This is a genomic window from Burkholderia sp. MSMB1826 (assembly GCF_001526325.1).
Lineage (GTDB): Bacteria > Pseudomonadota > Gammaproteobacteria > Burkholderiales > Burkholderiaceae > Burkholderia.
Window position 1 is genome coordinate 88888 of the sequence record NZ_LOYN01000057.1, and the last position, 11900, is coordinate 100787.

11 protein-coding genes are annotated in these 11900 nt (G+C 68.9%); all 11 read left to right on the forward strand.

What is annotated here, in order from left to right; all coding sequences use genetic code 11:
* The first annotated feature begins 1 nt into the window (after position 1).
* The 11 genes from WS95_RS30575 to WS95_RS30625 all read left to right on the forward strand — a co-directional run bounded on the left by WS95_RS30575 (position 2) and on the right by WS95_RS30625 (position 11811).
* Entirely contained in the window at positions 2-964 is a 963-nt protein-coding gene (locus WS95_RS30575; protein WP_059827806.1) for an amidohydrolase family protein, read from the forward strand.
* A 208-nt stretch (positions 965-1172) separates the two neighbouring features.
* On the forward strand, positions 1173-2438 hold the full coding sequence (locus WS95_RS30580; protein ID WP_373557175.1) for an ABC transporter substrate-binding protein: 1266 nt from the start codon (positions 1173-1175) through the stop codon (positions 2436-2438).
* Positions 2422-3381, forward strand: a complete 960-nt coding sequence (locus tag WS95_RS30585) for a carbohydrate ABC transporter permease (RefSeq protein WP_257139975.1) — start codon at positions 2422-2424, stop codon at positions 3379-3381. The genes WS95_RS30580 and WS95_RS30585 overlap by 17 nt, the downstream gene beginning before the upstream one ends.
* The gene (locus tag WS95_RS30590) at positions 3369-4211 is read left to right on the forward strand and encodes a carbohydrate ABC transporter permease (protein ID WP_059827810.1); all 843 of its coding nucleotides are present in this window, start codon (positions 3369-3371) and stop codon (positions 4209-4211) included. The genes WS95_RS30585 and WS95_RS30590 overlap by 13 nt, the downstream gene beginning before the upstream one ends.
* Positions 4212-4221: 10 nt before the next feature.
* The gene (locus WS95_RS30595) at positions 4222-5256 is read left to right on the forward strand and encodes an NAD(P)-dependent alcohol dehydrogenase (RefSeq protein WP_059827813.1); all 1035 of its coding nucleotides are present in this window, start codon (positions 4222-4224) and stop codon (positions 5254-5256) included.
* 3 nt (positions 5257-5259) lie between these two features.
* On the forward strand, positions 5260-6456 hold the full coding sequence (locus WS95_RS30600; RefSeq protein WP_059827815.1) for an ABC transporter ATP-binding protein: 1197 nt from the start codon (positions 5260-5262) through the stop codon (positions 6454-6456).
* 29 nt (positions 6457-6485) lie between these two features.
* Entirely contained in the window at positions 6486-7421 is a 936-nt protein-coding gene (locus WS95_RS30605; RefSeq protein WP_059827816.1) for an AraC family transcriptional regulator, read from the forward strand.
* Positions 7418-8884: a xylulokinase gene (gene xylB, locus WS95_RS30610; RefSeq protein ID WP_059827818.1), complete on the forward strand. Its 1467-nt coding sequence runs from the start codon at positions 7418-7420 to the stop codon at positions 8882-8884. The genes WS95_RS30605 and xylB overlap by 4 nt, the downstream gene beginning before the upstream one ends.
* 82 nt (positions 8885-8966) lie before the next feature.
* Positions 8967-10043, forward strand: a complete 1077-nt coding sequence (locus WS95_RS30615; RefSeq protein ID WP_059827820.1) for a MerR family transcriptional regulator — start codon at positions 8967-8969, stop codon at positions 10041-10043.
* 334 nt (positions 10044-10377) lie between these two features.
* On the forward strand, positions 10378-11331 hold the full coding sequence (locus WS95_RS30620) for a hypothetical protein (protein ID WP_059827822.1): 954 nt from the start codon (positions 10378-10380) through the stop codon (positions 11329-11331).
* A gap of 42 nt (positions 11332-11373) precedes the next feature.
* Complete coding sequence (locus tag WS95_RS30625; RefSeq protein ID WP_059827824.1) at positions 11374-11811, forward strand: GNAT family N-acetyltransferase; 438 nt, start codon at positions 11374-11376, stop codon at positions 11809-11811.
* Positions 11812-11900 lie beyond the last annotated feature (89 nt).

The following is an 11900-nucleotide window of genomic DNA, read 5'->3' on the forward strand; positions in this document are numbered from 1 at the left end:
CATGCGCGACGACGCGCCGCCCGACGGCATGCCCGACGCGCTCGTCGACGCGCATCATCATCTGTGGCGACTCGATGCGGGCGCGCACTACCCGTGGCTGCAGACGCACTACGACCCGGCGCGCTTCATGTTCGGCGACTACGCGGCGCTGTGCCGCAACTTCGGCGTCGACGATTTCCGGCGCGCGGCACGATGCGCGCCGCTCGTCGCCAGCGTGCACGTCGAAGCCGAACGTGCGCGTGACGAAGCGCTCGCGGAAACGCGCTGGCTGCACGAGGTCGCGGCCGCGCACGCGCTGCCGTCGGCGCTCGTCGCGTGGGTCGACCTGCTGGCCGGCGACGCGGACGAACGGCTCGCCGAACAGGCCGCATGGCCGCGCGTGCGCGGCGTCCGTTTCAAGCCGCGCACCGCGGCAGCGCCCGATGCATCGATCGACGAACCGGGCGCACTGCACGATCCGCGCTGGCCGGCGGCGCTCGAACGTCTCGCCGCGCACGGCCTGAGCTGGGATCTGCGCGTGCCGTTCTGGCATCTCGGCGACGCGGCCGCGATGCTGGCCGATGCGCCCGAAGTCGACGTCGTGCTCGAACACGCGGGGCTGCCGTGGGATCGTTCCGAAGCCGGGCTCGCGCGCTGGCGCCGCGGCATGACCGCGCTCGCCGCGTTGCCGCGCGTGACCGTGAAAATCTCCGAGCTCGGCTTGCGCGATGCGGCATGGAATGACGCGAACAACGCGCGGATCGTCCGCGACACGATCACGATCTTCGGCTGGCGGCGTTGCCTGTTCGCGAGCAATTTCCCGGTGGCCGGGCTGCGCGTGTCCTATCCCGCGCTGCTGCGCACGTTCGCCGGCGCGATCGCGCATCTCGACGGCCCCGCGCGCCGCGCGATCTGGCATGACAACGCGCTGCGCGTCTACCGGATCGCGCTCGACGATGCGCCGCAGCGTCCGTCGCGCGGGTAACGCCGCATTGGCCTCCCGTCGGTCGGTCGCCGTGCCCGCGCCCACCCCGACCACCACATTTTGTGCATCGCACGACCCGACCTGAGCAAAAAGTATCGGTTTGCAAACTCTTTTGATGTGGTGATCGCATCGCCCGCGTCACACCATTGTTCCTGCCGTCATCGGCGGCATTCGAACAAGCAGAATCAAGGAGACACGGGTGAACAAGATGCGAATCGTCGCAGCCGGCGTGCTGCTCGGCGCCTGTCTGCCGGGCGTCGCGGCCGCGCAGGTCTGCAAGGTGCCGACCCTTCGGGTGCTCGCGCAGAAGAGCCTCGGCCTGTCGGTGATGGAGAAATCGCTGGCCGACTACGAGAAGAAGAGCGGCACGAAGGTCGAGATCAGCTATTTCGGCGAGAACGACCGCCGCGCGAAATCGCGGCTCGACGCGTCGACCGGCGCGGGCTCCTACCAGATCTACTACGTCGACGAGGCGAACGTCGCCGAATTCGCGTCGGCCAACTGGATCGTGCCGCTCCTCAAGTACTACCCGAAGGAATACGACTACGACGACTTCCTGCCCGGCCGCCGCGCGGTCGCGAGCTACAACGGCGTCGCGTACTTCGCGCCGCTGATCGGCGGCGGCGACTTCCTGTTCTACCGCCGCGACCTGCTCGACGCCGCGCACATCCCCGTGCCGAAGACGCTCGACCAGCTCGTCGCCGCGATCAAGAAGCTCAACGCGCCGCCGAAGCTGTACGGCTGGGTCGCGCGCGGCCAGCGCGGCTCGGGGATGAACGTGTGGCGCTGGTCGCCGTTCATGCTCGGCATGGGCGGCGCGTGGACCGACAAGGGCGGCCAGCCCGCGTTCAATTCGCCGGCCGCCGTGAAGGCCACGCAGCTCTACGGCGACCTGTTCAAGTACGCGCCGCCGGGCGCCGCCACCTACGACTGGAGCAACGCGCTCGAAGCGTTCCGCTCCGGCAAGGTCGCGTTTATGATCGAGTCGACGCCGTTCGCGGACTGGATGGAAGACGCGAGCAAGTCGAGCGTGGCCGGCAAGGTCGGCTACACGCGGCCGCCCGCGCCGCTGCCGTCGGCCGCGTACGGTCACGGCTTCGCGATCTCGGCCGTCGGCGCGAAGGACGACTGCACGCGCATGGCCGCCGGCCGCTTCATCGCATGGGCGACCAGCAAGGACCAGGAGCAGGCACGGCTGCGCAACGGCGTGTTCAGCGACTACAACCGCTCGAGCACGATCGCCAGCCCGTACTTCAAGCAACACGTCGCGCCGCAGATCCAGGCCGGGCTGAACGACACCAACCCCGTCACGCAGGTGACGATCTGGCGCACGCCGCAGTGGCCGGATATCGGCGACAACCTCGGCATCGCGCTCGAACAGGTGTTCACCGGCACGCAGACGGACATCCGCAGCACGCTCGACGACGCGGACCAGTACGCGAAGGACGCGCTCGAACATGTCGCTCGCAAATGACGGCGCCGGCGGACGCGCGCTCGGCGTCCGCCCGGCCCCTTCCCAGCCTTCGGCCCGGCGCGCCGGCGCGCGCCGCGACCGCACGAGCCTGCCGTGGGTGTTCCTCGCGCCGACGCTCGTGCTGCTCGCGGTCCTGAGCCTCGTCCCGACGATCGCCGCGATCAACCTCGCGTTGCGCAACCGCGTGCTGCGCTACCCGGACAGCGAATACGTCGGCCTGCGCAACTTCGTCCGGCTCGCGTCGGACCGGCGCTTCCTGAACGCGATCGAGGTGTCGGTGCTGTGGGAAGTCGTCACGGTCGCCGGCGCGGTGCTGGTCGGCATCGCGCTCGCGGTGTTCCTGTTCGAGCGCGTGCACGGTCGCTGGCGCCGTGTCGCGTCGCTGGTGCTGATCATGCCGGTGCTGCTGCCGCGCGTGTCGGCCGCGTTCATCTGGAAGTTCATGTACGCGCCGCTCACCGGGATCCTGAGCTGGCTGCTCGGCATGCTCGGCGTCGAGCACACCGCGTTTCTCGCCGATCCGCATCTCGCGCTGTATGCGGTCGCGCTCGTCGACGTGTGGCAGTGGGGTCTGTTCTTCGCGGTCGTGATCCTGAAGCTGCTGGAGACGCTGCCGCCCGAGCCGCTCGAAGCCGCGCGGCTCGACTACGCGACGACGTGGCAGGTGCATGCGTACATCGCGCTGCCGATGCTGAAGGCGCCGCTCGTGAGCCTCGTGTTCATCAAGATGGTCGAATCGCTGCGCTCGTTCGACCTGATCTACGTGATGACCAAGGGCGGCCCCGGCATCGCGACCGAAACACTCGATCTCTACGCGTACCAGCAGGGCATCGGCCTCGCCGGCAAGGTGTCGTATGCGTCGGGCATGGCCGTGCTGATGATGGTCGCGACCACGCTCGTCTTCACGCTCATCTGGAAGAGGGTCAACAAATGGGACGACTGACGGCTCGCCGAATGGCTCGCCGCGGCCCTGCCGCCACCGTGTCCACCGTCGCGATCGCCGGCGCGATCCTGATCGTCGCCGCGTTCCCGCTGTTCTGGGCCGTGCTTAATTCGCTCAAGCACCTGCTCGACATCGTCACGCCGACGCCGCGCTTCCTCTTCACGCCGACGCTCGCGAACTACGAACAGGTGCTGTCGAGCCCCGAAGTATTGATCGGCCTCGGCAACAGCATCGCGATCGTCGGCGCGGCCGTGCTGATCGGCGCGCTGCTCGGCGTGCCGGCCGCGTATGCGATCGCGCGCTACCCCGTGCGCGGCAAGCGCGACATCCAGTTCTTCCTGCTGTCGCTGCGCTTTTTGCCGCCCGTCGCGGTCGCGCTGCCGCTGATCGCGATCTGGGTCGATCTCGGGCTGTACGACACGAAGCTGTCGATGATCGTCACGTACCTGCTCGTCACGCTGTCGACCATCACGTGGCTGTCGATTCCCGTCTTTCGCCGGCTGCCGCGCGAGATCGAGGAAGCCGCCGCGCTCGACGGCTACGGCCCGTACGCGGTGTTCTGGCATATCGCGCTGCCGGTGTGCGCGAGCACGCTGCTCGGCGGCATCGTGTTCAGCTTCGTGCTGGTGTGGAACGAACTGATGATCGCGCTCGCGCTCACGTCGTCGCGCAGCGCGACGCTGCCGGTGGTCGCGTCCGCGTTCACGTCGCTCGGCCAGGAAGTGCCGTGGGGCGTGATCAACGCGTCGACGGTGCTGCTCGCGCTGCCGCCGCTCGTATTCGTCGGCATGCTGAGCCGGCTGCTCAATTCGATCGTCAAGGGAAAATAAGGAGAACACGTTGAAAGCGCTCGTACTCGAACGCACGCGCGAGCTCGCGCTGCGCGACATCGACCTGCCGCAAGAGGTCGGCCCCGGCGACGTCCGGATCAAGGTTCATACGGTCGGCGTCTGCGGCAGCGACGTGCATTACTACGTTCACGGCGGAATCGGCCCGTTCCGCGTCGATGCGCCGATGGTGCTCGGTCACGAAGCGTCCGGCACCGTCGTCGAGACCGGCGCCGACGTCACGCACCTGCGCGTCGGCGACCGCGTGTGCATGGAGCCCGGCGTGCCGCGCCTCGATTCGCCCGCGACGCTGCGCGGGCTCTACAACCTCGATCCCGACGTGCGCTTCTGGGCGACGCCGCCGGTCCACGGCTGCCTGACGCCGTTCGTCGTGCATCCGGCCACGTTCACGTACCGGCTGCCCGACAACGTTTCGTTCGCCGAAGGCGCGATCGTCGAGCCGCTGTCGATCGGCCTGCAGGCCGCGAAGAAGGCGGCGATGAAACCGGGCGACCTCGCGGTCGTGATCGGCGCCGGCACGATCGGCGCGATGACGGCGCTCGCCGCACTTGCCGGCGGCGCCGCGCGCGTGATCCTCGCCGACGTCGTGCCGGACAAGCTCGCGCTGTTCGCCGGCAATCCGGCCGTCACGACTGTCGACGTGCGCACGCAGCCGCTCGCCGACGCGGTGGCCGACGCATCGGGCGGCTGGGGCGCGGACGTCGTGTTCGAGGCAAGCGGCAGCGCGAACGCGTATGCGGGCCTCGTCGATCTGATCTGCCCCGGCGGCTGCGCGGTGCTGATCGGGATGCCGGTGGCGCCGGTGCCGCTCGACGTGGTCGCGCTGCAGGCGAAGGAAGGCCGCATCGAATCGGTGTTCCGCTACGCGAACATCTTCCCGCGCGCGCTCGCGCTGATCGCATCCGGCGCGATCGACGTGAAGCCGTTCATCTCGCGCACGTTCCCGTTTTCCGAAGGCGTGCGCGCGTTCGAGGAAGCGGCGAGCGGGCAGCCGCGCGACGTCAAGATTCAGATCGAAATGGATTGAGCCATGGCCCGAATCGTCTGCCACGCATTGTCGAAGCACTACGACGGCGGCCCCGCCGTGCTGCATCCGCTCGACCTCGAGATCGCCGACGGCGAATTCATCGTGCTGCTCGGCCCGTCCGGCTGCGGCAAGTCGACGATGTTGCGAATGATCGCGGGCCTCGAGGCGATCACCGGCGGCGAGCTCGCGATCGGCGACGCGGTCGTCAACGACCTGCCGCCGCGCGAGCGCAATGTCGCGATGGTGTTCCAGAACTATGCGCTGTATCCGCACATGACGGTGTACGACAACATCGCGTTCGGCCTGCGGCGCCTGAAGGTGCCGGCCGACGAGATCGACCGCCGCGTGCGCGACGTCGCGCGCATCCTGAGCCTCGACGCGCTGCTCGAGCGCCGCCCGCGCGCGATGTCGGGCGGCCAGCAGCAGCGCGCGGCGATCGCGCGCGCGATGATCAAGACGCCCGACGTGTTCCTGTTCGACGAGCCGTTGTCGAATCTCGACGCGAAGCTGCGCACGCAGTTGCGCGGCGACATCAAGCGGCTGCACCGGCAGTTGAAGACCACCACGCTGTACGTCACGCACGACCAACTCGAAGCGATGACGCTCGCCGACCGCGTCGTGCTGATGCGCGGCGGCCGCATCGAGCAGATCGGCACGCCGGCCGAGCTGTACGGCCAGCCGCATACCGTGTTCGCGGCCGGGTTCGTCGGCACGCCCGCGATGAACTTCGCGGACGGCACGATCGCGCGCGTCGGCACGACCGTACTGCTCGACTGCAACGGCACGCGCTGGCCGCTCGCGTCCTCACGCTTCGCGCGGCTGCAGGACGGCCAGCAGGTGAAGGCCGCGATTCGCCCGAACCACCTGCGGCTCGTCTCCGAAGGCGATCCGACCCCGGGTACGCTCGCGCTGACCGGCACGGTCGAACTCGTCGAATTGCTCGGCGCCGAGGCGCTCGTCACGCTGGACTGGCGCGGCCAGCCGTGCGCGGCCCTCGTGCCGGCCCCGATGGCTCCGGCGCCGGGCGCCGTGGTAGCGTTGCGCTTCGACGAAGAAGCCCTGCATCTGTTCGACGCCGGCACCGAGCGCAACGTCGCGCTGCCGCCGGATGCGAACCCGATCGCGCACGCGGCGGCGCCGGCGGCCGCGACGCGCGCCACGCCGCCTGCCGCGACGGGCTGGTCGACGTCCCGTTCGTAGTACGCCGGCCTGCCCCGACGGAGCACACGATGAACCCGGATCTCGAGATCGTTCCCACCCACCGCGACGAATCGTTCCGCGCGTGGGTCCACGACTATCCGCATTCGGTCGCGAAGTGGCACTTCCATCCGGAGTACGAGATTCATCTGATCCAGGCGTCGCGCGGCAAGGTGTTCGTCGGCGACCACATCGGCGATTTCGGCCCCGGCAACCTGATCGTCACCGGGCCGAATCTGCCGCACAATTGGGTCAGCGAGCTCGCCGACGGCGAACGCGTGCCGTCGCGCGACGTCGTGCTGCAGTTCTCGCGCGATGCGATCGAGAAGATGGTCGGCGCGTTCAGCGAATTGCAGCCGGTGATCGACCTGATCGACGACGCGGCGCGCGGCGTGCAGTTTCCCGACCGCGTGGGCATCGAGGTCGCGCCGCTGATGCTCGAACTCGCGAACGCGCACGGCTGCCGGCGCGTCGGGATCCTGATGTCGCTGTTCGACCGGCTGTCGTCGTGCCGCGAGCGGCGCGTGCTCGCGGGGCCCGGCTACCGCAGCGACGCGCAGCACTACATGTCGTCGACCATCAACCAGGTGCTGTCGTACCTGCAGCAGAACCTGCCCGGCATGCTGCGCGAAACCGACGTCGCCGCGTTCGCCGGCATGAGCGTCAGCACCTTCACGCGGTTTTTCCGGCGTCACACCGGCTCGTCGTTCGTGCGCTACCTGAACCGGCTGCGCATCAACGAGGCCTGCGAGCTGCTGATGTTTTCCGACCTGACGGTGACCCACATCTGCTACCGGGTGGGCTTCAACAACCTGTCGAACTTCAACCGTCAGTTTCTCGCGATGAAACAGGTGCCGCCGTCGAAGTTCCGCGCGCTGCACCGGCTCAACGAACCGCACGGCCGCGACGACGCGCCGCCCCCGCGACGCGCGCCGCCGCGCGCCCCAGACAGGACGCTTCATACGTGACATATCTCGGCATCGATCTCGGCACGTCCGAGGTCAAGGTTCTCCTCACCGATTCCCGATCGGTCCCGCTCGCGACCGGCTCCGCCACGCTGTCGATCAGCCGGCCGCATCCGCACTGGTCCGAACAAAGCCCGCAGGCGTGGTGGCACGCGATGCTCGACGCGATCGCGTCGGTACGCGCCGCGCACCCGGCCGGCTTCGCCGCGCTGCGCGGCATCGCGCTGTCCGGCCAGATGCACGGCGCGACGCTGATCGACCGCGCGGACCAGGTGCTGCGCCCCGCGATCCTGTGGAACGACACGCGCGCCGGCACCGAATGCGTCGAGCTCGAGGCGCTGGTGCCGGAATCGCGCGCGATCACCGGCAACATGGCGATGCCCGGCTTCACCGCGCCGAAGCTGCTGTGGCTCGCGAAATACGAGCCGGCCGTGTTTCGCGCGGTGCACAAGGTGCTGCTGCCGAAGGACTACCTGATCTGGCGCCTGTCCGGCGAATTCGTGTCCGACCTGTCCGACGCGTCGGGCACGCTGTGGCTCGACTGTGCGCGCCGCGACTGGTCCGACCGGATGCTCGCCGCGACCGACCTGTCGCGCGCACAGATGCCGCGCCTCGTCGAAGGCAACGCGGCCGCGGCGCAGTTGCGCGACGCGCTGCGGCGCGAGTGGGGTATCGCCGGGCCCGTGACGATCGCCGGCGGCGCCGGCGACAACGCGGCGTCCGCGATCGGCATGGGCGTCACGGGCGCCGGCAGCGGTTTTCTGTCGCTCGGCACGTCGGGCGTGCTGTTCGCCGGCAACGACCGCTTCGCGCCGAACCCGGACGCCGCCGTGCACGCGTTCTGTCACTGCGTCGAAGGGCGCTGGCACCAGATGAGCGTGATCCTGTCGGCCGCCGCGAGCCTCGACTGGCTCGCGCGCGCGCACGGCACGACGCCCGGCGCGCTGGCGGCGCGCGCCGAGCGCGCCGATCCGGCTCGCGCGCCGCTGTTCCTGCCGTATCTGGGCGGGGAGCGCACGCCGCACAACGACGCGCATGCGCGTGGCGTGTTCTTCGGGCTGTCGAACGAACACGATGCCGATGATCTCGCGTATGCGGTGATGGAAGGCGTCGCGTTCGCGATGGCCGACGGCTACGACGCGCTGCGCGCGGCCGGCACGACGCTCGACGCGGTGTCGTTCATCGGCGGCGGCTCGAAGAGCGCGTTCTGGGCGCGGCTGTGCGCGAATGCGACGGGGCTCGCGATGCAGCGCCATGCGGACGGCGCGGTCGGGGCGGCGCTCGGCGCAGCGCGCCTTGCGCGGCTTGCGGCGACGGGCGACACGCTGGGGGAAGTCTGTGTCGCGCCGCCCGTCGCGGAGACGGTCGTGCCCGATGCCGCGTCGGCCGATCTGCTGGCGGGGCGGCTCGCGCGCTATCGGCGGTTGTATCGCGCGCTGCGGGACGAGTTCGCGGCCGCCGACTGAACGTTCGCGCGATCGCGCTTGACCCGACCCTTGGGATCGCCTTTATGCTGAGCGCAACGAATCGTCGGCAAAGAGGTGACGGATGGGTACGGACACACCCCGTTTGAACGCATCGGCCGCCGCCGCGCGGCTCGGCGTCTCGATCAAGGCGCTGCGGCTGTACGAGCGGCAGGGCCTCGTTACGCCAGCACGCACGCCGGCCGGATACCGCGCGTACGGCCCGGAAGACCTCGCGCGCGCTGCCGACATCGCGGCGCTGCGCAAGCTCGGCCTCGGGCTCGCGCAGGTAGCGGGCGTCCTCGACGGCGACGCGCGCCATCTCGACGCCGCGCTGGCTACTCACGAAGCGGCGCTCGATCACGAGATTCGAGCGCTCGTGAGCAAGCTCGACGGCGTTCGCGCGATGCGCGCCGACCTCACGCGCGGCCGGATGCCGGCCGATGGCGACCTGACGCGGCTACTCGGCGAAACGGACGCGGGTGTCGCGTTCAATCTGCCGTGGCCGTGGGGCGGCGAACGGTTCGAGTGTCGCGATATCCGGCCGTTGAACTACATCATCGGTTCGCTGGGGAGCGGCAAGACGCGGCTCGCGCTTCGGCTGGCCGATGCGTTGCCTGGCGCCGCGTTCGTCGGCCTCGATCGGCTGGACGACGATTGCGCCGCGGCATCCGACGCATTGCGTGCCGATCCGGAACTGAAGTCGCGCGTCGACCGCACGTCGGCGTTGCTCGTCGACAACGGCGCGACGCCGTCGGCGGCGCTGACCGCGCTGCTCGTCAGCCTCGAAGCGGAAAGCCCGCGCGTGCGGATCGTCGACATGATCGAACAAGGCCTCGACCGCGCCACCCAACTGGCATTGATCGCGCATCTGCGCGAACGCGCGGCCGCCGGCATGCGGCCGCTGTTCCTGCTGACCCGCTCGACGGCGATCCTCGATCTAGCAGCGGTCGGCCCCGACGAAACCATCCTGTTGTGCCCGGCCAATCACAGCCCGCCTGCGCGCGTGGTGCCTTACCCGGGCGCGCCGGGGTACGAGGCCGTGGCCACGTGCCTCGCGGCGCCGGAGGTGCGGGAGCGGATTGCGCGGCGGCCGGAAGCGCGCGCCGCCATGCTTCGTGCGGAGCAGGAAACGAATACTTCGCGACCTGCCCGTCGGTGAACGTGATGGCGCGCGACAACCGATAGATGTACGCATCCTGCCGGTAGATGCGAAGCGCGAGAAATCGCTCGCCGCTCAATTGGCGTTGCATTGCCCCGATCTACGTGCGCAGCGCTTCAAACCGATTCATGGTCGCAGCAACCTGACATGGATTCGCGTCCGAATTGACGCTATCGGACAAGTTCGTTGCTTGTCGGCCGCTGTCGGGACGCGTCGGCGAGTCGTCTTGTCCGGATGGCCAAAATCGCGCGCAAACAGTCATTCGTGTTCAACATGAAGGACGTCCGAAAGCGTTCGTTTCGGGTATCGTCCACCTTTCCTGCCAGCACGCCACATGACCGCAAATGGAAACAGTACCGGCCCGGCCGATATCGGCCCCTGCGACGCGATGAGCCGATTTCGCGTCACCTACGACGGGCCCGCGCTCGAATCGTCCGAGATGGACGTGCGCGAACTCGCGCCCGCGCTGCTCCCCTTCGGCGATTTGCTCGATGCGTCGACGCGCGCGCTGTGCGGCGATCAGGTTCGGCCGCAGGTGAACGTGCGCGGCAGCTTCAAGACCGGCAGCTTCGGCATCGATTTCACGCTCGCGACCTCCCTGCTCGGCCGCATGCGCGATCTGTTGAGCGGCAACGAAGGCACGGCACTCGCCAACGCGGTCACGATCCTGACCGCGCTCGGCATCGCCGCGCCAAGAGCGAGGAGCGGGCTTTTCGCGGTCCTCAAATGGCTGCGTGGGCGCGAGATCGCCCAAGTGCGAATGCGGGACTACACCGCGGTGCTGCACGTCGACGGCGACGCCCTCGAAATCGACCTGCCCGTGCTCACGCTTCTGCGCGACGTCCGCGTTCGCCACGCAACCGCGCAAGTGCTTGCGCCGCTCGCGCGCGACGGCATCGAGATGTTCGCGGCCGGCACCGACACGGAGGTGTACGAGACGGTCACCCGCGACGAGATGCCATGGTTTCACGCGCCCGAGCCAACCGCTGCGCTCCTGCTCGACGAGCATCGCAAGATGGCGTTCTCGATCGTGTCGCTTGCGTTCAAGGACGACAACAAATGGCGACTGTACGACGGCACGTCGACGATTCACGCGACGATCACGGATGCCGGCTTCCTGTCTCGCGTGAACAACAGCCAGATCAGTTTCAGCAAGGGGGACGTGCTCCTGTGCAATGTCCGTATGCAGCAGTGGCACACTTCGGACGGGGCAAAAACCGAGTACGAGGTCACGGATGTCCTCGAACATCGCCCGGCCGGCCTGCAGATTCCGTTGCCGGGCCTGTGATCCACGTCGAAGCCTCGCGCGCGACGCAACCGCTCACCACTCATGAAACCGGCAATCCATCTGCGTACTGCCTCCCGGGAAGACCTCCCGTTCCTGCTGACGCTCCGTCGGCCCACGATGACCGAGCACCTGGAGCGCGTCGGCGCGCCGACCGACGATGAAGCGCACGACCGGCGCATCCGCGCGAACTTCGACGACGCGATGATCGTCTGCGAAGGCGCCGACGCCATCGGCCTGCTGAAGGTGACGCGCGCGGCCGGCGAATGGCACGTCCATCAGATCCAGATCCACCCCGCGCGCCAGCGGCAGGGAATCGGCGAAGCCGTATTGCACGCGCTGCTGACCGACGCCGCGCATGCGCGCGTGCCGGTATCGCTCAGCGTGCTGCATGGCAACCCGGCGCGGCGGCTCTACGAGCGGCTCGGCTTTCGCGTCGCATCGGAAACCGACACGAGCGCGAACATGATCTGGCACGCGTGACGCCGCGCGACCCCATCAGGAGCCGGCGATACCCGCAGTTGCCACGCGCCCCGCTAAAAGCACGGGCCCTCCCGACGGAAAGGCCCGCT

Coding starts and splice junctions, on each gene's coding strand:
- WS95_RS30575 (WP_059827806.1), top strand. CDS start 2: ATGCGCGACGACGCGCCGCCCGACGGCATGCCCGACGCGCTCGTCGAC.
- WS95_RS30605 (WP_059827816.1), top strand. CDS start 6,486: ATGAACCCGGATCTCGAGATCGTTCCCACCCACCGCGACGAATCGTTC.
- WS95_RS30590 (WP_059827810.1), top strand. CDS start 3,369: ATGGGACGACTGACGGCTCGCCGAATGGCTCGCCGCGGCCCTGCCGCC.
- WS95_RS30600 (WP_059827815.1), top strand. CDS start 5,260: ATGGCCCGAATCGTCTGCCACGCATTGTCGAAGCACTACGACGGCGGC.
- WS95_RS30620 (WP_059827822.1), top strand. CDS start 10,378: ATGACCGCAAATGGAAACAGTACCGGCCCGGCCGATATCGGCCCCTGC.
- WS95_RS30615 (WP_059827820.1), top strand. CDS start 8,967: ATGGGTACGGACACACCCCGTTTGAACGCATCGGCCGCCGCCGCGCGG.
- WS95_RS30580 (WP_373557175.1), top strand. CDS start 1,173: ATGCGAATCGTCGCAGCCGGCGTGCTGCTCGGCGCCTGTCTGCCGGGC.
- WS95_RS30625 (WP_059827824.1), top strand. CDS start 11,374: ATGAAACCGGCAATCCATCTGCGTACTGCCTCCCGGGAAGACCTCCCG.
- WS95_RS30585 (WP_257139975.1), top strand. CDS start 2,422: ATGTCGCTCGCAAATGACGGCGCCGGCGGACGCGCGCTCGGCGTCCGC.